Genomic DNA, 18,996 nt, shown 5'->3' on the forward strand with positions numbered 1-18,996 from the left:
TTTCCTTGATAGTTGGTGTTGAGTGGATTGTGAGTGATCAGTAGTGGATAACTGTGCGAATCGACTTGCCTTCATGCATCAGGTCGAAGGCCTTGTTGATGTCGTCAAGGCCCATGGTGTGGGTGACGAACGGGGCGAGATCGATCTCGCCTTTCATGGCGTCTTCCACCATCCCCGGGAGTTGGGTACGCCCCTTGACGCCGCCGAAAGCCGAGCCCTTCCACGTCCGGCCGGTGACCAACTGGAACGGACGGGTAGAAATTTCCTTGCCTGCACCGGCGACACCAATGACGATCGATTGGCCCCAACCACGGTGGGCAGCTTCCAGGGCCGAACGCATCACATTGACGTTACCGATGCACTCGAAGGTGTGATCGACACCCCAGCCGGTCATCTCGATGAGCACCTCGTGGATCGGCTTGTCGAAGTCCTTCGGATTAAGGCATTCGGTGGCGCCGAAGGTACGAGCCAGCTCGAACTTCGCCGGATTGGTGTCGATGGCGATGATGCGACCCGCCTTGGCCTGGCGTGCACCTTGAATGGCAGCGAGACCGATGCCGCCGAGGCCGAAGATGGCCACCGAGTCGCCCGGCTGTACTTTGGCCGTGTTGTGAACGGCGCCGATGCCGGTGGTCACACCGCAACCCAGCAGGCAGACATGCTCGGGATTGGCGTTTGGGTTGATCTTGGCCAGCGAGACTTCGGCGACCACCGTGTATTCGCTGAAAGTCGAGCAGCCCATGTAGTGGTAAAGCGGCTGGCCGTTATACGAGAAGCGGGTCGTACCATCGGGCATCAACCCCTTGCCCTGAGTGGCGCGAACCGCAACACACAGGTTGGTCTTGCCGGACTTGCAGAACAGGCACTCGCCGCATTCGGCGGTATAGAGCGGAATGACGTGATCGCCAGGTTTTACGCTGGTCACGCCTTCACCTACCTCCACAACGATGCCTGCACCTTCGTGGCCCAGTACCACCGGGAACAGACCTTCGGGGTCGTCGCCCGACAGGGTGAAGGCGTCGGTATGACAAACTCCAGTATTGGTGATCCTGACGAGCACTTCGCCCTTGCGAGGGGGCTCGACGTCGATCTCGACGATCTCCAACGGCTTTCCAGGCCCGAAGGCAACTGCTGCACGTGATTTCATGATGTCGTTTCCTAATCAGGTGGTTCAGGAGCGGAGCATTCCGCTGTGTTGTCAGTTTGGGAAATGACTCAGCTGCTGTATATGGAATTGTTTTGATTTTATAATTCCAAAATATGGAATTAATGACGAAAAAGGCTGCCTAGAGAGGTCTGGAGAATGAACAAGGAAATCGAGTTGCTGCGCATATTCCGGGTGGCGGCCGAAAGCAGCAGTTTTCGCGACGCAGCCGTCCGCTTGGGGACATCCCCTCAAGGCGTTACGCGGGCCATTCAGCAACTGGAGCGGCACTACGGCGAGGTGTTGTTCCATCGCAGCACACGCCAGGTGCGCATTACCGCGTTTGCCGAAGGCCTGCTGGAACAGGTGCGCCCTGTGCTGGAGCGGTTCGAAGACCTATTGCGGCCACCTGTTACCGACCAGCAGGATGCCCTGTCGGGCACCGTGCGCATCACCGCACCGCACAGTCTGGGCACCCGAGCAGTCATGCCTGCGCTGGAGCGCGTTGCCGAGCGGCATCCCGGGATCACCCTGGATGTGCGCCTGTCCGACCGACTCAGCAATACGGTTGACGATGGGATCGATGTTGGCATCAGGGTCGGTTTCATGCGCGATAGCCGCTTCGTCGCGCGCAAGGCAGCCGACATGAGGCTGCCCATCGTTGCCGCTCCACGGCTTATCGAGAAAGTGGGCGCACCTGGCGATATCGATGCGCTGGCCGGCCTGCCGATCGCCGCAGCCCTGGATACCAATACTGGCCGCCCCTGGCCTTGGCACTTCAAAGCGGGACAGCAGTGGACACCCCCGGCTCCCACTCTTATCGCCGACAATGCCGACATGGAAATAGGGGCCGCACTGGCCGGGGTTGCCTTCGCCCAACTGGCGGACTACATGGCGGCTCCCTACATTGCCAGCGGGAAGCTCGTGCAGGTGCTTCAAGACGAGGAGCCTCCCGCATGGGGGTTGTACGTCTATCGGCCTCAGCGTGGCCCTGTTCCAGGAAGGGTTCGAGTGGTATTTGATGAAATGCTGGCCGCCGTTGGGGCGCTGCCAGCTTTGCGCTGACACGCAACTTGGCGTTACAGGACTTACATCGTGGAAAGCACGGTACTTAACCTCGGTGGCTTGCTCTTTCGGCTGAATTATTACACGGTCTCGGTGAAGCTTTTACGAGCCTGATGGAGGTGGTTGCAGTCGCTGCCTGCCGTCCAGGCAATGGGTAGAGTTTTCTTGACCATGGATAACGCGGAGTTGGTGATAGGACTACCAGGTGAGGGTTGACCGACGCGCCTCGCACGTACGAGCAAGGATTCCAGTTTAATTTTGGGAGCGCCTGACTAAGCGAGTGGGGCAAGGAGATCACTCGCCTTAGAGGCGAGCCGCTTCTGGCTAATAACTGTCGTCGTGAAGGGCAGCTATGGGTCGAAAGCGGGCGGTCCGCTCTTGCCATGAAGTCGCCAGCCCCCATGATCTCAAACGCCATCCATACGCCGTTCCTGGCCTTCGTCAAAAATCGCTATTGCTGCGTGTGCACAGCCCCAATTGATGAATAGATCTCATAGTGGCACTCAGATTTCCCCCTCTAATCACTGCCCAAGACTTGACCTACAGTGGTGCTCTCACTCTTATTTGGGAGCCCCCCATGACAGACGTAACCGTTGTAATCGGCGCCGGCTCAATCGGCCAGGCCATCGCTCGCAGAGTCAGCGCAGGCAAGCATGTGCTGTTGGCAGACCTGCGCAAGGAAACCGCTGACGCCGCCGCCAAGGTTCTGAACGACGCCGGTTTCGAGGTCAGCACGGCAGTGGTTGATGTCGCCTCCCGAGCCTCCGTTCAAGCATTGGTCGATACCGCGTCCGCCCTCGGCGATATCACCGGGGTGATTCATGCCGCAGGCGTGTCCCCCTCCCAAGCGCCACCGGCGACCATCCTGCGTGTGGACTTGTACGGCACCGCGCTGGTGCTGGAGCTTTTCGGCAACGTCATTGCCAAAGGTGGCTCTGCCATCGTCATCGCTTCGCAGTCTGGTCATCGCCTACCGGCACTGACGCCTGAGCAGAACAAAGCCTTGGCCCTGACACCCGTCGAAGAACTGCTTGCACTGCCGATGTTGCAGCCCGACCAGGTGACCGACCCGCTGAATGCCTACCAGATCTCCAAACGCGGCAACTCCCTGCGCGTAGCCGCAGAAGCGGTTCGTTGGGGTAAGCGCGGCGCTCGCGTCAACACCATCAGCCCGGGCATCATTTTCACCCCGCTGGCGCGAGATGAACTCAATGGCCCACGCGGTGCTGGATACCGAAGCATGATCGATTCCTGCGCAGCCAAACGGGGTGGCACACCAGATGAAGTAGGCGCCGTCGCCGCTCTACTCATGGGCCCGGAAGGTACTTTCATTACAGGCAGCGACTTCCTCATGGATGGCGGCGTGACCGCACAATACTGGTGGGGTGAAAGCCAGTAGCGCGTGCTTCACGCAAGCCCCCTACTCTCACACCTTGCGGCCTTCGACCGGGTAGCCAGGGTCGGTAAAACCGTGAGTGGAAGCGTGGCCCGGCACCACCAGGCTATCAACCAGTTGCTCGTCATCCGGGCCCAGTTCCAGCTGCAAGGCATCCATGTAGCTATCCCAGTGTGCTTCGGTGCGAGGGCCCGCAACAGCGGCACTGACCAACGAGTTCCTCAGTACCCAGGCAATGGCGAAAGCGATGGGGGTAGTTCCACGCTCGGCCGCGTAACGAGCGATCGTTTGAGCCACCTGCAACGACTCGGGGCGCCATTCCGTCTGCTGGATTCGCTTGTCACCTCGACCTGCTCGAGTGTCTGCCGCCGGAGCTGCATTGACCGCATACTTTCCACTGAGCACGCCCCTGGCCAATGGGCTGTAGGGCACAACCCCAATGCCGTAGTGCCCGGCGACAGGCAACTGCTCGACTTCGGCAATCCGGTTCACGATGTTGTACAGCGGTTGGCTGACGGTTGGCCGCGGCATGCCGAGCGCGTCGGCAAGCCTGACCATTTCAGCGATCCGCCAGCCGTGGAAATTGGAAACACCGTAGTAGCGGATCTTGCCTTGACGGATCAAGTCGTCAATCGCGCGCATCCCCTCCTCCATCGGTGCGTCGGTCAAGGCGCGATGGAAGTACAGAACATCGATGAAGTCGGTACCCAGGCGCTTCAGGCTGTCCTCGACGTTCTGGATGATCCATTTACGCGACTGTCCCTGTCGATTGGGGCCAGCGTCTGCGGATGATGGATAGCCAAACTTGGTAGCCACAATCCAGTCATGCCGGGAGGCGGCAATGGCACGACCGACCACCTCTTCAGAACGGCCTGCGTGGTAGGCGTCTGCGGTGTCGATGAAATTGATGCCCGCTGCAGCGGCTTTGTCGATGATGCGCCGGGAGGTGGCTTCATCGGTCTCGCCGCCAAACATCATTGCGCCGAGACACAGTGGAGATACTTTCAAGGCACTGCGGCCCAGATAACGGTAGTTCATGACAGACCCTTGATTGCTTGAAAAACGAGACCACCCTAAGCCAGGACGGGCGGGTGATTAAGTTGCAAAAAAGGGAAACGCTCATGAATCCATTTCATGAATCTAGATCAGTGAAACGAAGCGCCTCCACGACAAGGTTCAATACGCGCGACGACTGTCGTCGACTGGGGTAGTAAACGTGCAGGCCTGGAAAGGTGGGGAACCACTTTTCAAGCACCCAGACCAGCCGACCGGCAGCGACATGCTCCCGGACCAGATCCTCTGGCAGATAAGCGATTCCGCAGCCATCCATGGCAGCTGCAAGCATCGGATAGGTCCCATTGAAGGTCAGCTGGCCGTTCACCCTGATCTGTACTTCGCGCTGACCATCGCTCAGCTCCCACGGGTAGCAGCCGCCATGGGTGGGCAATCTGAGATTGATGCAATTTTGTTGCCCCAACTCTTCTGGTGACTGCGGCATGGCCCGCCCGTTGAAGTAGTCGGGAGAAGCCACCATCGCCATCCGTAAATCCGGGCCGATGCGTACCGCGATCATGTCCTGCGCAATCTGATCCCCCAGACGAACGCCGAGGTCATAGCGCTGCGCGACGATGTCTGTCAGACCGTAGTCAGTGGTGATCTCGATCTTGATGTCTGGATACTGCAGCATCAGCGTTTTCAAGCGCGGCCACAGCACAGCATTGGCGGCGTAGTCCGTTGCAGAAATGCGCAAGCTGCCACGCGGAGCATCCCCAAGCTCGATGACCTCTGCGATCTCGGCATCGACCTCGGCAAAGAGCGAGGAAAGCTTCTCGAACAATTGCTCCCCTGCCTCGGTAGGCGTGACGCTTCGCGTTGTGCGAGTCAGCAGCCTTACCCCCAGGCGAGCCTCCAGCGTGCGGATGGTGTGGCTCAGCGCCGATTGCGAAACCCCAAGCTGAGAAGCGGCCCTGGTGAAACTTCGCTCACGGGCAATCGCGAGAAAAGCCTGAAAATCGCCGTAACCGTCACGTGCCATTGATACACCCGCTGCTGAGTTCAACCACAACAGGATACCGGCGTGGTGAGCGCCGGTCGCTGAAAAATTCATGAACCTGATTCATGAGAGCATGCAGCTTATGCGCCTTAATCTGTGTTTCGAAGTTATCTACCCTTTGCCCAGCTACTCATTCGTTTCAACTTCGCGGGCCGTAGGTGAATGGCCCGTGGAAGCTTCGACTCTTCCCAAAGGAATGTCCGATGAAGCTGCTTGCCGCTACCACTTTCGCAACCCTTCTGCTTTCCGCCGTTGTGGACGCTGATGAAGCTCAGCCACGCCAAGATCCAAAGCCCTCGCCGGACGTGCTTGAGGTCACCCCGCAACTCTACAAGTACACGACCGAGCTGCTCTTCGGTGAAGTGTGGAAGCGTGAGGCGCTGGTGCCACGCGACCGCAGCCTGATCACCCTGGCGGCGCTGATTGCAAGCGGTCAAGTGCCGCAACTCACCAGCCACATCCGACTGGGGCTGGATAACGGACTCAAGCCCAGTGAGATCAGCGCCGAAATCACCCACCTGGCGTTCTATTCAGGTTGGCCCAACGCCATGTCGGCAGCCGGCGTAGCCAAACAGATCTTCAACGAGCGCAACTTACCTGCAGAGCAGATTGTGCCGCCAGCGAGTGAGCCCATATCGCTCGATCCAGAGAGCGAAGAGAAACGCCGGGCCGCGGTAGAGGCCGGCGTCGGTGATGTCGCACCTGAGCTGGGCCGTTATACCAACGACGTTTTGTTCGGTGACCTGTGGCGGCAAAGCAGTCTCAGCCCCCGAGACCGCAGTTTGGTCACGGTCGCAGCGCTGATCGCCCAGGGGCAGGCAGCGCAGCTGCCCTTCCACCTCAACCGCGCCATGGACAACGGGCTCAGCCAGGCCCAAGCCGCCGAAGTAGTCACTCACCTTGCCTTCTATGTGGGTTGGCCAAAGGCGATGTCTGCTGTCCCGGTGCTCAAGCAGGTCTTCACTTCGCGTGAGCAGAACGGGTAGGTCTGTGAGGGAGATTGGCCCTGCGCGCCAGCAGCAACTTGATGCACACCAGCAGCGGCGCCGCTACGGCAAACAGCAACGCCACGGCATTGAACGCCGTATCGAACGCGATGACCGACCCTTGCCCCACCACTGCCCGCCCCAGCAGGCTCATGGCCGCCCGCCCAGCTGCCAGCGGATCCATACCCTCGAGCCTTAGCATTGCCGTGGTCGATTCCAGCCGTTCAATCACGGCCGCCGTCCCTGCACTGACATGCGCGCCGAGCGCCTGGGCATTGAGCACGCCGTGCTGGTCCAGCAGCGTCTGCAGCCCTGCCACGCCCAGCAAGCCACCCAACTGCCGCCCGGTATTGAACAGGCCGATACCGCTGGCCAGGCGATACCGGCGAAGCTTGCCGAAGGCGATCAGGGTCAGCGACAGGAACAACAGCCCCAGGCCAGCGCCGCGCAGCATGACCGCAACCATCATGTCGTCCATGCCGCTCTCGCGGGTCGAGCCCGAAAGCATCCACATCGCAATCATGATCGTCAGGATGCCGAACGGCACCGTGGCAAAAGGCGCGAGACCACGCACCTGGATCAAATAGGCCACGCCCAGCAGCACAGCGATGAACACTGCGCCACTGGGCAGCAGCAACAGGCCAGCATCGGTCGCCGTGAAGGCCAGCACCGACAAGGCAAAAGCCGGAATCACGAACGCGCTGCCGAACAACGCCGCGCCAGCGACGAAGCTGACGATGAAGGCGAAGGTGAAGTCGCTCGATTGGAACAGGCGCAAGTCCAGCACGCCCTGTCCTTTGCCCACCAGTTGCTGGCCAAGGAACAGCAGCAGCGCTGCCACACCGACCACACTGGCCCAGCGCAGGTGCGATGCTTCGAACCAATCCCAGCGGCTGCCCTGGCTCAGGACGTAGCTCAGGCACAGCAATGCGGTGGCTGCCAGCACGCAGCCCGGCCAATCGAAACGGCGCCGCCCTGGCTGAGCGCCCGCAGGCAGCTCGACAAACAGCAATAACCCAGTCGCCGCCAAGGTCAAAGGCACGACACTGAGGAAAATCCAGGTCCAGTCCTGCCGGTCGATCAGCCAGCCCTGCATGGCGGGGGTGAGCGCCGCCGGTGCGACCACTGCACCGATGGCGAACAGGCCTTGCAGCACCGGTTGCTGCCTGCGCGGGCAAGCCAGGAAGATCAGCGTCTGCCCCGCCACCAGCAGCACACCCCCCGCCATGCCCTGACAGGCGCGCAAGGCCACCAGCACATCGACGCTCACCACCCACGCGGCAGCGGCGCAGGCAAACCCCATGAGCTGGGTCGCGCCGATGATCACCAGGCGCGGTGGCAGGCGCCCCAACAGCCACGGCGCGATCAGGAACCCCATCAATTTGCAGGCGGTGTAAGCAACATCCAGCCAGGCGAACTCATCCGGTGTGGCATGGATATCGCCCAGGATGTCGTTGCGCCCGAATGCCAGAACGCTGCTGGCGATGGCGTCGGTGAGGGCCGCCAGCACGATGCCAGCCACCAGCAGCCAACCGGTGGGCCGGCTGCTGCCCGCCCGGACGATGTTCACGAACCACCCCCAACCTCGATCTGCACCCGCGCCGACAACCCCGGCACGATGCGCCCAGGCAATGGGTTGTGGGCCAGACGGATCTTTACCGGCACCCGCTGCACCACGCGCACGAAGTTGCCGGTGGCGTTGTCCGGCGGCAACAGGCTGAACGCCGCACCACTGCCAGGCGCGAAGCTGTCGACGACGCCATCGAGCGTGTCAGATGGGTAGCCGTCAAGGGTAACCCTCGCCCGCTGCCCAGGCTGGATATGCTCCAGCTGGGTTTCCTTGAAGTTGGCCACGATCCACACGCCCTCGACCGGCACCAGGTCGAGCAAGGCACCGCCCTGCGTGACGAAGCGCCCTACCCGCACCTGCCGATTGCCAATCACTCCAGCCACCGGTGCCCGCACCACGGTGTGCTCCAGCTCGATCAGCGACAGGTCGCGTGCGGCCTCGGCCTGGGCGATGGCCGCTACAGCGGCCTCACGTTGGGCATCCAGCACGGCGATACGCTGGCGCTGGGCATCGAGTGTCGCCGCCGCAGCCGTGAGCGCCGCCTCGGCACTGCTGCGGGCGGCGTCGGTCTGATCGACCAGGGCCTGGCTGACCGCGCTGAACTGGATCAGCTTGCGGCTGCGCTCATGGGTCTTGTTGGCAAGTTGTCGCTCGGCCATGGCCGCCTGGCGCTGTGCCTCGGCCTGGCGAATCTGCGCCTGCTGCAGGCGGGTCTGGGCATCGACATCGGTCAGGCGAGCCTCGGCAGCCTTTAGATTGGCCTCGGCCTGGGCCAGGTGCGCGCGGTAGTCGCGGTCATCGATGCGGAACAACACATCGCCGGCCTTGACCTGCTGATTGTCCTCGACCTCTACCGCCGTCACGTAACCTGACACCTTGGCCGCCATCGACGTGACATCGCCACGCACGTAGGCGTTGTCGGTAAAGGCGGCATCACTGGAACGAAACGCCAGCCAACCAACCGCCAGCACCAGCACGGCCGCTACGCACAGGACGATGCCCAGTTTCTTCATTCTGGCCGGCCGCGCCGCCACGGCCTGGTCGGCCTGCTCAGGTTCATGTGTGTTCATGATGCGTTGTCCTGTTTTCGGCCCCGCCAGCATGTACTGCCAACAGGGCCGAAGGCTTACTTCTCGCTCGGCGTGACCAGTACCGTCTCATTGCTGTCGAGCACGAACACGGCCATCAGCTTGGCGGGCTTGCTGTCGCTGGCATTGGCGCTGACGCCGTGGAACGCACCCGGTGCCTCGTACCAGTTCTCGCCGGGCTTGTAGACCTTGGCCGGCTCGCCATTGACGCTGCTGCGCACTTCGCCTTCGAGCACGGTGGCATAGATGAAGGCTGATTTCGGGTGGCGGTGCGCAGGCGATGCGGCGCCTGGGGCGTAGTCGACGATCACCCCGCGCATGCTCTTGCCCGGTACGTTGGGCAGTGGGCGGTCGAAGACCACGGTGACCTTGCTGACCGGACGCTCGGCGGCCACTACCGGGGTGATGGCCAGCGCGGCGAACGCGGCGGCCAGGAGAGTGCGGCTGAACATGACGTTACTCCTTCTGTTCGGGTTGGGTTTGACTGACTTACTGGCGAGCCAGCCAGTCTTCGAAACGGGTCGTGCCAAGTCGTGCACCGCTGCCAGGGGTCAACGCCTTGTCATCGAGCTCGGCGCCGAAATAGCGCGCATGCACATCCGCCACCACCTTGCGCGGATCGCCGCTCAGGCGCAGGAAGCGGCGCACCAGCTCATCCAGCGGCGTGGCCTCTGGCCCGGCGACCTCCAACGTGCCGTTGACCGGTGGCGCCAGCACCACGTCGGTGAGCGCCGCGACCACATCGTCCGAGGCCATGGGCTGGAACAGCGCCGGCGACAGGTGAATTTCCTCACCCACCGCGCCCGCCTGGGCAATGCCCTCGACGAACTCGAAAAACTGCGTGGCACGCAGCACGGTGTAGGGCACCCCGGAGCGCTTGATCAGCGCCTCCTGGGCGACCTTGGCCCGGAAATAGCCGTTTTCCGGCAGCCGCTCACTGCCGACGATCGACAGCGCGACATGATGTTTCACACCTGCCGCCTTCTCGGCCGCCAGCAGGTTGCGGGTGGACGTCTCGAAGAATTCAAGCACGGCCTGGTCCTCCCAGGACGGCGCATTGGCCACATCCACCACCACATCCGCACCGTTCATCGCCTCGGCCAAGCCCTCGCGGGTGATGCTGTTCACCCCCGTGCTCGGCGCCGCCGGGACGGCATGGTGCCCGCGCTCGCGCAAACCGTTGACAAGCTTCGAACCAATGAGGCCAGTGCCTCCGATCACCACGATTTTCATGGGGCTCTCTCCGCTTACTCGACCGCAACCATTGCCGTCGTCATGGTTCCAGCGTGCGCCGAGGCCTGAGCAGAGTCCTTGCCCACTGGCTGGATTTGCCTCCAGGCAAGCTTGAATTTGCGTCCAAACTGTTCAATCCGCGCCCTGCCGTGTGCAGCCGCCAATAGGCTGCCGTATCATCGACCCACACCCATGAACAGTCGCCTCGGACACGAAGCCTAAGGCGTGCGAGGGACACTACGTGCCATTCGAGTTTGACGACTATGTGCTCGACGAACAGCGCAGGGAGCTGACCCAGCGCGGGCAGGCCGTGACCATCGGTCCGCAGGTGTTCGACCTGCTTTTGCAACTGGTCAGCAACCATGACCGGGTATTGGGCCGCGACGAGCTGCTGGCCCGCGTGTGGAACGGCAAGATCGTCTCCGAGTCGACCATCACCAGCCATATCAATGCCGTGCGCAAAGCCATCGGCGACTCAGGCGAGGAACAGCGCCTGCTCCGCACGGTGGCACGCAAGGGCTATCGCTTTGTAGGCCAGGTTCGCGAACCCGCCAACGTTGAAGCCCCCGCCGAACCTGCCAGCGCCAGCCTCGGGCTGGCGTTGCCCGACAAACCTTCGATCACCGTGCTGCCCTTCCAGAACCTCAGCGGCGACCCGGAGCAGGACTATTTCGCCGACGGCATGGTCGAGGACATCATCGCGGCCCTGTCACGCATCCGCTGGCTGTTCGTCATTGCCCGCAATTCCAGTTTCACCTTCAAGGGCCAACGTATCGACGTGCAGCAGGTCGGCCAGACGCTGGGCGTGCGCTATGTGCTTGAAGGCAGCGTGCGCAAGGCGGGCAAACGGGTGCGCATTACCGGCCAGCTGATCGACGCCACCACCGGTGAGCACCTGTGGGCCGAGCGTTTCGAAGGGCAGCTCGATGACCTGTTCGAGCTGCAGGACCAGGTGGCTGAAAGTGTGGTGGGCGCCATTGCCCCACAGCTCGAACGGGCCGAGATCGAACGGGCCAAGCGCAAACCCACCGACAGCCTGTGCGCCTACGATTACTACCTGCGCGGCACCGCAAAGCTGCATAACGGTACCCGCGAAGCCATCGCCCAGGCGTTGCCGCTGTTCTACCAGGCTATCGAACTCGACCCGGAGTTCGCCTCGGCCTATGGCATGGCGGCATGGTGCTACTTCTGGCGCAAGCTCAATGGCTGGATGGACGATCGTGATCAGGAAATCGCCGAGGGTGCCCGTCTGGCGCGCCTGGCCGTTGAGCTGGGGCGTGACGATGCCGTGGCGTTGACCCGCGGCGGGCATGCCCTCGGGCATCTGGCGGGCGACCTCGACGGTGGTATCGCCCTGCTCGACCGGGCGCGCCTGCTCAACCCCAACCTGGCGCCCGCCTGGTACCTGGGCGGAATCTTGCGGGCGCTGCGGGGCGAGACACAGACCGCCATCGACAATCTCAAGCACGCCGCACGGCTGAGCCCGCTGGACCCGGAGATGTTTCGCATGCAGGTGGGCATGGCATTGGCGCACTTCTTTGCCGGGCGGCTGGACGAAGCTATCGAGTGGGCGGAAAAGGCGCTGGGCAATCTGCCCAGCCTGCTCGCGGCGGTGGCCCTGTTGGCGGCCAGCCATGCGCTAAGCGGGCGGATGGATAACGCACACCAGGCGATGCAACGCTTGCGTGCGCTGGACCCAGAGTTGCGGTTGTCTGCATTGAGGCAATGGTTGCCGATTTATCGCGATGAGGACTTGGCCCGGCTTGCCGAGGGGTTGAGGTTGGCGGGATTGCCGGAGTAATCGGTGATGCATTGATGATTTGCGCAGCAAAGGGTCTCTCAACCGGCACTTTGGCACACCTCGCCCAGCACTTGCTCGACCACGGCCTTCAGTGCCAGACGCTGTTCCCAACCTTGCTCCAGGGCACCCGCAAGCATTGCCAGCTGGCGCTCGGCACTGGTGCCTTGACTCAGGATGCGTCTGGCCTGGTAGAACGCCTGCTCGGCATCCTGCGTATCCGGGGGCATCAAGGACTGCAGTTGCGCCAGCCAGCCTTCGGCACTTACCGGATGCCTGTCCTGCACGCCGATGAACGTGCCCTTGCAGCCATAACGGTAAGCCCGCCAGTAGTTTTCCTGGGTTATCCAACGCAGTTCATTGCTGATCGGCTGCCAGCGCTGGCTGAGCAACAGGGTCTGTTCGACCAGATGGCGAAACAGCCCGGCAATCGCCAAGCCATCCTCCAACCTCGGGCAGGCATCGCAGATCCGCAGTTCTACCGTGGGAAAGCGCCGCGACGGACGTATCGCCCACCAAAAGTCCCCATCCGCCGCAAGCCCACCGACGTCTTGCAGCAGCCTTCTGTAGCGCTGGTAGTCATGCCAATTGTCCAGCGGTTCGGGCATGCCCATGTGCGGCCACTCGGCGCACACCACGCGACGGTAGCTACGGTAGCCTGTAACCAAACCACTCCACAGAGGTGACGACGTGCTGAGGGCCAGAAACAACGGCAACCAGTAGAGCAGCTGATTGATCAGTTGCATCCGATCAATGCCATGGGGCACGCCCACATGGATGTGCAGCCCGGACAGCAGGCTACGTCGGGCGACGATCTGGTAGTCGTCGAACACCTGGCGATAATGGGGCAGGTTTCGCGCGTGCTGACGCCGCCATTGCGCGCCAGGGTGGCTGGCAGCGCAGTAAAGCCCTACGCCTTCATCCAACAGCACGTTACGCAGTGTGTGACGGCTTTGCGTGAAGAAACTGCGCGCCTCATGCAAATTGCCGAATACCGGCGAGGCCACCTCGATCTGGCTGCAGAACATTTCTTCGGCGAAATGCTCACCCATCGTTTCCTGACAACGACGAGTCACCGCTCGCGAAGGCCTGGCCAGGACCTGTCCACTGTCAAGGTCCACCAGCAGGTATTCTTCCTCGATGCCGAACCCGCACACCGAGCCCGTGCCGTTAGACATTGCGGGTCACGTTCAGCGCCACGGCGGCGATGCGTTCAACCTGCTCGTAGCCCGGTTCGGGCAATTGCTCACCAAACACATCTGGGTCCAGTTCACGGTAGTGCCAACTGAATGCAGGCCCGGCAAGGCGCAGGCGCACGGCTTCGAGCAAGGCGTCGCGGCCTTCGACGATGGCTACCCCGGTGTACAGCAACAAAGTGCCGCCGACTGCCAGGCGTTCGCGAGCCTGTTCGACAATACGCAAGGAAAGCTGCGCACCGAGCGCCCCACCGCCATGACGATAGGCCCGCTGCCGGGCATCCAGCATATAGGGTGGATTGGCAACGATCAGGTCGAACGAGCCACAGACACCCTCGAGCAGGTCGCTGAGTGCTGTCGAAACGTTGGTCACGCCAGCCAAGGCAGCATTGATGGCGGTGAATCGTAGCGCCAATGGATTGATGTCCACCGCGCAGACCCGGGCATGCGGAGCGGCCCGGGCTATCAGCAGCGCACCAATGCCGCTGCCACAGCCAATGTCTACAGCCTGTTCCACAGGTTTGGGGTTGTGCTGCAGAAAGCCCTGGATCACCTGGGCGAAGCGGTAGCTGTCGGGGCCGAAGAACACGGCGTCACGGCTATCGGTAGGCCATGCCGAATGAACCACCAGCAGGTCGTCGAGACTCGACCAACGTACCAGGCTGCGCAGCAATTCATCCTGCTCTTGAACCAAGCCCGCCGCTTTCAGCTGCGCCAGTTCATCGCTGCCGATCAGCGCTGCTGGGAACGGCCTGCTCCAGCCAAACACATCGCGCAAGTCACGTGCCTCACGCGCAGTTGCTCGGCCGTTGACGTGGGCGTGAGTGTTCGGCGTGACGCACGTGAAACGATAACCGTCGGCACTCAGGCGCCTGCCCAGTTGCAATAGCGCCCGGTCGGCGTGCTCGTGGTTCTGATCAAGCAGCATCAGTTCGGCCCTGCGCGGGTCAACCCGGTGGCATGGATAAAGTCACGAGTCGCGCGCAGGCCATTGGGCGTGGCATGGCGATTACCCCACATCCGTTCGATCATGCGATCTACGCAAACCTCGCCTTGCGCCACTGGTGCGTCTTGCTCCAAGGCCAGGTCCCGCTCCCACTGCCCGGGTCGGACGCGTCGACAGTCCTCAGCTGCCGTGTCACCGACAATCCAGTCATGCAACAGCTGCTTCTCATAGGCTGTAAATACACCGAACATCGCGGCCTGCGGCCCGTCGATCAAGGTCCAGAACCGGCTATGCGAAGGAGCTTCGCCCCGGCGCACCCACTGTTGCGCTTCAAGGGCACGCAGAAAGCCTGGCATTGCCTCTGCATCGGCCAGCCATTGGTTGATGGTGCGCCCTTGCAGACGGCAGCGATCACTGTGCATGAACTGCCCGTAGGGCCGCTTGCGCTGCAATGCAGCCAGCAGTTCGTCTTCCAAGTCAAAGCTCACGATCATCGACGGGGTATCGATGCCGAGGTCATTGAGTCGATAGCCCTGCCGAACGCGGTCATAGAAGGCTTTTGCGCATTGGCCAGGCATCAGCAGACGCAGGCTTTGCAGCGCGCGACGGGCGTGGCCACAAGCGGCATTGTCGATGGTGACATGCAGTTGAAAATAGTGCGCGTCGATGCCCAGTTCGGCCAGTTCATGGGTGGTGATCAGCAGGTGCAAGGGGGGCTGCTCGTAGCCCAGGTTGTAACCGATCACCTCGGGCAGAAAATGTTCGGCGTGGCGACCCAATGCCAATTGCACCACCCCCTGCAAATACCGCGACGGATCGAGCGGCAGGCCTTGGTCACATCCCAGACGGCTGAGTAATCGCTGGTAGATCAATACATGGTTGCAGCGTGGATCACCGTCGCCAAGTTCTTCGAGGAACGTTCGAATCAGCCCGTGAAAACGGAAATCACGCCAGTGCCTGAGCACTCCATGCAGCCAGGCGCCATCGACAACTTTGGTCGGCGCGACTTGCTGGAGAAACCACAGGGCATGAGCGCGATTGGCGAAGTAATGCCTTGGAGCACCCTGGTGACGCCGTGTCAGATAACGCGTGTGATCGGTGGCCACCTGCGCGGCATGGTTGGCAGCCCAACTCTCCAGTTGCGCCGGGTCATCCGGCAGATCGTCAGCCATGCTCGCCGTGCGTCGAAGCTGAGTGGACAGCCACTCCCTCGCGTCGTGTTCGCCATCCTGCAGCATCGCCAAGTAAAGACGTTGCGGATCCTCCACCCCCCTATAGCTTGCCTGCCGTACGTTTTCAGGCTGCATGAATGCCATGGTCGACAGCTCTGCTGTCGGTAGCAGGTGCTTTCTCATGAAGGGCTCCCGTTTGCTCTGCGAGGTCTTCATAACAATGAGTGCAGCGCGCCCGACAGCATTCCTTTTCATTGCTGCGCAGCTGATGAGTGGCGCTAATTGCCGGGCCGATGCTGACGCGACCACTCGTCCAGTCTCCGGCACTTTGGCGCCTTGCTGGCCTCCACCCTGTACCCACTGCACACGGAGTGAGCACGATGCCAAGCGCAGATAAAGACCCATGTCCATCATGAACACGATGCTCCCCGCCCCAACTGGCCTGATCGAACCGTTGACCGCAGTGCATCGCCTCACGGTGCTGACGCTCAACGTGCACAAGGGCTTCACCCTGTTCAACCGCCGGTTCATCCTGCCGGAGCTGCGCGAAGCGGTGCGCTCCACCGGTGCCGACCTGGTGTTCCTTCAGGAGGTGCACGGCAGTCATCAATGGCATGCCAAGCACCACCCAGCGTGGCCGCAGCAACCTCAGTACGAGTTTCTCGCCGACAGCATGTGGCCGCAATTCGCCTATGGACGCAATGCGGTCTACCCCCATGGCGACCATGGCAATGCCCTGCTGTCGAAGTTTCCGATCGGTGCCTGGAACAATCTGGACGTTTCCATACATGGCAACGAGCAGCGCGGCCTGTTGCACTGCCAGCTGGCAGTGCCAGGCCATGAGCAGGTACATGCCATCTGCGTGCATCTGGGCTTGCGCGAGGATCATCGCCAGCGCCAGGTCGGCCTGCTCCTGGCATTGCTCGACAGCCTGCCAGCGGGAGAGCCGGTGATCGTCGCCGGTGACTTCAATGACTGGCGCCTGAAGGCCAACGCGCGGCTGTCCGACCATCTGATCGAAGCTTTCGACAAACCGGCACGCAGCTTCCCCGCGCGCCTGCCCCTGTTGCGCCTGGACCGCATCTACCTGCGCAATGCGCGGCCCATCGGGGCGCAGGTGCTTTCCAGATATCCATGGTCGCACCTCTCTGATCATGCCCCCTTGGTGGCGCAGGTGTCCTTGTGAACCAGGCCTGGAGTGACGGCAACCACGTCGAACTGCTGATCAATGGTGAGCAGTACTACCCGCGCGTGTTCGAGGCCATGGCCCAGGCGCGGGACGAGATCCTTCTGGAAACCTTCATCATCTACGACGACAAGGTCGGCCAACCCTTGCGCCAGGTGCTGATCGACGCGGCCCGGCGAGGCGTACGAGTCGAGGTGGCGGTGGACGGCTATGGCACCGCTGACCTGCCCGGCGATTTCATTTCCTCCATGACCGATGCCGGAGTGCGCTTCCACTCGTTCGACCCACAGCCGCGACTGGCCGGCATGCGCACCAACCTGTTTCGCCGCCTGCATCGCAAGATCGTGGTGATTGACGGTCAGCGCGCCTTCATTGGCGGTATCAACTACAGCGCCGACCACTTGGGCGACTTCGGGCCACAGGCCAAGCAGGACTACGCCGTCGAGGTCGTGGGCCCCGTGGTAAGCCAGATCCACGCGTCCACTTGCCGGATGCTCGCCCCCGTCATGGATACCGTAAGTCAGGTCGCGTCGGCCAGCACCGCTGCCGGCACAGCCAGCGCCCTGCTGGTTGAGCGCGACAACCACCGCCATCGCAACGACATCGAGCTGTGCTACCTGCAGGCCTTGCGCGAAGCCAAGCGACGCATCGTCGTCGCCAACGCCTATTTCTTCCCTGGATATCGCCTGCTGCGCGAGCTACGCAATGCCGCTCGGCGGGGCGTGGAGGTGACCCTGATCCTTCAGGGGCAACCGGACATGCGCTGGGTCAGGGCCCTCTCGCGACTGCTCTACAACTATCTGTTGCGAGACAACGTACGCATCCATGAGTACCGCCGGCGCCCCCTCCACGGCAAGGTGGCGCTGGTGGATGACGACTGGTCCACCGTGGGTTCGAGCAATCTCGACCCGCTGAGCCTGTCGTTCAACCTCGAAGCCAACCTGCTGATCCGCGACCGCACCTTCAACCACGGCCTGCACCAGCATCTGAGCGAACTGACCCGCGAACACTGCAAGGCGGTAACGCTGGAGCGCATGGTGCGTGGCTACTGGTGGCGCGCACCGCTGATCTTCCTGGGCTTTCACATCACCCGCTACTTCCCACGCATCGCCGGCTGGTTTCCGGCGCATCGGCAGCGGCTGCAATCGCTACAAACGGACATCGAGACTTCGGTCGACTACCGCGGGGGCAAAACCTGATGAGCGGGCAAGGCTGGAAGACCTGGGGCAAGCATCTGCTGACCCTGCTGTTCCTGATACTGATCCCGGTGCTGTTGTTCACTTTGGCGCGCAATCTGGACTGGCGCGAGGTGCGCCAGTCCCTGCTCGCCTACCAACCTTCCACCCTGGTACTGGGCCTGCTGCTGGCCTTGTGCAGTTACCTGGTGTTCGCCAGTTACGACCTGCTCGCCCGCGCCTACACCGGCCACCGACTACCGGCACGCCAGGTACTACCCGTGGCGTTCGTCTGCTACGCGTTCAACCTCAACTTCACCACCTGGGTCGGTGGCGTCGCCCTGCGCTATCGTCTGTACAGCCGTCTTGGGCTGGATACCGCAACCATTACCCGCATCCTCACCCTGGGCCTGCTGACCAACTGGATGGGCTACCTGCTGCTGGCCGGCACGGTGTTCAGCCTGAACCTTGTCAAATTGCCCGAAAGCTGGGCGGTGGGTGCGAACGGCCTGCGCCTGATCGGTTCGCTGATGGTGGCGGTCGCGGTGGCCTACCTGCTTGCCTGCGCCTTCGCCAAACGGCGGACATGGCAGCTGCGTGGGCATGAAGTCACCTTGCCGAGCCTGCGCCTGGCGGTGTGCCAGATGGTGCTCGGTGCCAGCAACTGGGCACTGATGGCGGCGCTGATCCATCTGCTGTTGCCGCATGATCTGTTCTACCCATCGGTGTTGGGGGTATTGCTGATCAGTTGCGTGGCCGGCGTGGTGGCACATATTCCCGCCGGACTGGGCGTGCTGGAGGCCGTGTTCCTCGCCATGCTTCATGGTCAACTCGGCCAAGGCACCCTGATCGCTGCATTGCTGGGCTATCGAACGTTGTACTACCTGATTCCGCTGGTGCTGGCGGTAATCACCTACCTGACCCTGGAAAAGCGCGCCAAGGCCCTGCGCCAGCAGGCTCGGCCAGGCACGCAGTGATCGCGAGCACA

The 18,996-nt window shown here is 62.1% G+C and carries 17 protein-coding genes; 7 read left to right on the forward strand and 10 right to left on the reverse strand.

Annotated elements, in window-relative coordinates:
* Window positions 1-37: 37 nt before the first annotated feature.
* Window positions 38-1,147, reverse strand: a complete 1,110-nt coding sequence (locus tag PspTeo4_RS10465; protein ID WP_322363661.1) for an S-(hydroxymethyl)glutathione dehydrogenase/class III alcohol dehydrogenase — start codon at window positions 1,145-1,147, stop codon at window positions 38-40.
* Window positions 1,148-1,303: 156 nt separating this feature from the next.
* On the opposite strand from PspTeo4_RS10465, the gene PspTeo4_RS10470 reads away from it, so the two are divergent.
* Complete coding sequence (locus PspTeo4_RS10470) at window positions 1,304-2,209, forward strand: LysR family transcriptional regulator (RefSeq protein ID WP_322363662.1); 906 nt, start codon at window positions 1,304-1,306, stop codon at window positions 2,207-2,209.
* Between the two features lie 577 nt (window positions 2,210-2,786).
* Window positions 2,787-3,608 carry an SDR family oxidoreductase gene (locus PspTeo4_RS10475; RefSeq protein ID WP_322363663.1) on the forward strand — a complete coding sequence of 274 codons (822 nt, stop codon included), beginning with the start codon at window positions 2,787-2,789 and terminating at the stop codon, window positions 3,606-3,608.
* A gap of 27 nt (window positions 3,609-3,635) precedes the next feature.
* Here PspTeo4_RS10475 and PspTeo4_RS10480 read toward each other — a convergent pair whose 3' ends face one another.
* Both PspTeo4_RS10480 and PspTeo4_RS10485 read right to left on the reverse strand, forming a co-directional pair.
* Complete coding sequence (locus PspTeo4_RS10480; protein WP_322363664.1) at window positions 3,636-4,643, reverse strand: aldo/keto reductase; 1,008 nt, start codon at window positions 4,641-4,643, stop codon at window positions 3,636-3,638.
* A gap of 94 nt (window positions 4,644-4,737) precedes the next feature.
* Window positions 4,738-5,640, reverse strand: coding sequence for a LysR family transcriptional regulator (locus PspTeo4_RS10485; RefSeq protein WP_322364838.1), 903 nt, complete (start codon window positions 5,638-5,640; stop codon window positions 4,738-4,740).
* Between the two features lie 221 nt (window positions 5,641-5,861).
* On the opposite strand from PspTeo4_RS10485, the gene PspTeo4_RS10490 reads away from it, so the two are divergent.
* Window positions 5,862-6,644: a carboxymuconolactone decarboxylase family protein gene (locus tag PspTeo4_RS10490; protein WP_322363665.1), complete on the forward strand. Its 783-nt coding sequence runs from the start codon at window positions 5,862-5,864 to the stop codon at window positions 6,642-6,644.
* Here the strand turns inward: PspTeo4_RS10490 and PspTeo4_RS10495 are convergent.
* The 4 genes from PspTeo4_RS10495 to PspTeo4_RS10510 are packed head-to-tail and all read right to left on the reverse strand — an operon-like array spanning window position 6,619 to window position 10,535.
* Window positions 6,619-8,214 (reverse strand): MFS transporter, encoded by a 1,596-nt coding sequence (locus PspTeo4_RS10495; RefSeq protein ID WP_322363666.1) that lies wholly within the window; start codon window positions 8,212-8,214, stop codon window positions 6,619-6,621. The genes PspTeo4_RS10490 and PspTeo4_RS10495 overlap by 26 nt on opposite strands.
* Window positions 8,211-9,284, reverse strand: coding sequence for an HlyD family secretion protein (locus PspTeo4_RS10500; RefSeq protein WP_322363667.1), 1,074 nt, complete (start codon window positions 9,282-9,284; stop codon window positions 8,211-8,213). Before PspTeo4_RS10500 ends, PspTeo4_RS10495 begins: the two co-directional genes overlap by 4 nt.
* 56 nt (window positions 9,285-9,340) lie before the next feature.
* Window positions 9,341-9,754 carry a cupin domain-containing protein gene (locus PspTeo4_RS10505; RefSeq protein WP_322363668.1) on the reverse strand — a complete coding sequence of 138 codons (414 nt, stop codon included), beginning with the start codon at window positions 9,752-9,754 and terminating at the stop codon, window positions 9,341-9,343.
* A 37-nt stretch (window positions 9,755-9,791) separates the two neighbouring features.
* Window positions 9,792-10,535 carry an SDR family oxidoreductase gene (locus tag PspTeo4_RS10510; protein WP_322363669.1) on the reverse strand — a complete coding sequence of 248 codons (744 nt, stop codon included), beginning with the start codon at window positions 10,533-10,535 and terminating at the stop codon, window positions 9,792-9,794.
* Between the two features lie 241 nt (window positions 10,536-10,776).
* Between PspTeo4_RS10510 and PspTeo4_RS10515 the strand changes: the two genes are divergently transcribed.
* The gene (locus PspTeo4_RS10515) at window positions 10,777-12,336 is read left to right on the forward strand and encodes a winged helix-turn-helix domain-containing tetratricopeptide repeat protein (protein ID WP_322363670.1); all 1,560 of its coding nucleotides are present in this window, start codon (window positions 10,777-10,779) and stop codon (window positions 12,334-12,336) included.
* 38 nt (window positions 12,337-12,374) lie between these two features.
* Here PspTeo4_RS10515 and PspTeo4_RS10520 read toward each other — a convergent pair whose 3' ends face one another.
* The 3 genes from PspTeo4_RS10520 to PspTeo4_RS10530 are packed head-to-tail and all read right to left on the reverse strand — an operon-like array spanning window position 12,375 to window position 15,782.
* Window positions 12,375-13,511 (reverse strand): carboxylate-amine ligase, encoded by a 1,137-nt coding sequence (locus PspTeo4_RS10520; RefSeq protein WP_322363671.1) that lies wholly within the window; start codon window positions 13,509-13,511, stop codon window positions 12,375-12,377.
* A complete protein-coding gene (locus PspTeo4_RS10525) occupies window positions 13,504-14,457 on the reverse strand; it encodes a class I SAM-dependent methyltransferase (protein WP_322363672.1) in 954 nt (317 codons plus the stop codon). The genes PspTeo4_RS10520 and PspTeo4_RS10525 overlap by 8 nt, the downstream gene beginning before the upstream one ends.
* The gene (locus tag PspTeo4_RS10530) at window positions 14,457-15,782 is read right to left on the reverse strand and encodes an iron-containing redox enzyme family protein (RefSeq protein WP_322364839.1); all 1,326 of its coding nucleotides are present in this window, start codon (window positions 15,780-15,782) and stop codon (window positions 14,457-14,459) included. Before PspTeo4_RS10530 ends, PspTeo4_RS10525 begins: the two co-directional genes overlap by 1 nt.
* 277 nt (window positions 15,783-16,059) lie before the next feature.
* Between PspTeo4_RS10530 and PspTeo4_RS10535 the strand changes: the two genes are divergently transcribed.
* The 3 genes from PspTeo4_RS10535 to PspTeo4_RS10545 are packed head-to-tail and all read left to right on the forward strand — an operon-like array spanning window position 16,060 to window position 18,985.
* Complete coding sequence (locus PspTeo4_RS10535; protein ID WP_322363673.1) at window positions 16,060-16,833, forward strand: endonuclease/exonuclease/phosphatase family protein; 774 nt, start codon at window positions 16,060-16,062, stop codon at window positions 16,831-16,833.
* Window positions 16,830-18,032, forward strand: a complete 1,203-nt coding sequence (gene clsB / locus PspTeo4_RS10540; RefSeq protein WP_322363674.1) for a cardiolipin synthase ClsB — start codon at window positions 16,830-16,832, stop codon at window positions 18,030-18,032. Before PspTeo4_RS10535 ends, clsB begins: the two co-directional genes overlap by 4 nt.
* Complete coding sequence (locus PspTeo4_RS10545; protein ID WP_322363675.1) at window positions 18,032-18,985, forward strand: lysylphosphatidylglycerol synthase domain-containing protein; 954 nt, start codon at window positions 18,032-18,034, stop codon at window positions 18,983-18,985. Before clsB ends, PspTeo4_RS10545 begins: the two co-directional genes overlap by 1 nt.
* The last annotated feature ends 11 nt before the right edge of the window (window positions 18,986-18,996 follow it).

This window comes from Pseudomonas sp. Teo4, from assembly GCF_034387475.1.
Taxonomy (GTDB): Bacteria; Pseudomonadota; Gammaproteobacteria; order Pseudomonadales; family Pseudomonadaceae; genus Aquipseudomonas.

Excerpts from the sequence above, each read along its gene's own strand:
- PspTeo4_RS10510 (WP_322363669.1), bottom strand. The coding sequence starts at position 10,535 with ATGAAAATCGTGGTGATCGGAGGCACTGGCCTCATTGGTTCGAAGCTT.
- PspTeo4_RS10505 (WP_322363668.1), bottom strand. The coding sequence starts at position 9,754 with ATGTTCAGCCGCACTCTCCTGGCCGCCGCGTTCGCCGCGCTGGCCATC.
- PspTeo4_RS10525 (WP_322363672.1), bottom strand. The coding sequence starts at position 14,457 with ATGCTGCTTGATCAGAACCACGAGCACGCCGACCGGGCGCTATTGCAA.
- PspTeo4_RS10530 (WP_322364839.1), bottom strand. The coding sequence starts at position 15,782 with ATGCAGCCTGAAAACGTACGGCAGGCAAGCTATAGGGGGGTGGAGGAT.
- PspTeo4_RS10500 (WP_322363667.1), bottom strand. The coding sequence starts at position 9,284 with ATGAACACACATGAACCTGAGCAGGCCGACCAGGCCGTGGCGGCGCGG.
- PspTeo4_RS10465 (WP_322363661.1), bottom strand. The coding sequence starts at position 1,147 with ATGAAATCACGTGCAGCAGTTGCCTTCGGGCCTGGAAAGCCGTTGGAG.
- PspTeo4_RS10520 (WP_322363671.1), bottom strand. The coding sequence starts at position 13,511 with ATGTCTAACGGCACGGGCTCGGTGTGCGGGTTCGGCATCGAGGAAGAA.
- PspTeo4_RS10490 (WP_322363665.1), top strand. The coding sequence starts at position 5,862 with ATGAAGCTGCTTGCCGCTACCACTTTCGCAACCCTTCTGCTTTCCGCC.
- PspTeo4_RS10545 (WP_322363675.1), top strand. The coding sequence starts at position 18,032 with ATGAGCGGGCAAGGCTGGAAGACCTGGGGCAAGCATCTGCTGACCCTG.
- PspTeo4_RS10485 (WP_322364838.1), bottom strand. The coding sequence starts at position 5,640 with ATGGCACGTGACGGTTACGGCGATTTTCAGGCTTTTCTCGCGATTGCC.
- PspTeo4_RS10480 (WP_322363664.1), bottom strand. The coding sequence starts at position 4,643 with ATGAACTACCGTTATCTGGGCCGCAGTGCCTTGAAAGTATCTCCACTG.
- PspTeo4_RS10535 (WP_322363673.1), top strand. The coding sequence starts at position 16,060 with ATGAACACGATGCTCCCCGCCCCAACTGGCCTGATCGAACCGTTGACC.
- PspTeo4_RS10470 (WP_322363662.1), top strand. The coding sequence starts at position 1,304 with ATGAACAAGGAAATCGAGTTGCTGCGCATATTCCGGGTGGCGGCCGAA.
- PspTeo4_RS10475 (WP_322363663.1), top strand. The coding sequence starts at position 2,787 with ATGACAGACGTAACCGTTGTAATCGGCGCCGGCTCAATCGGCCAGGCC.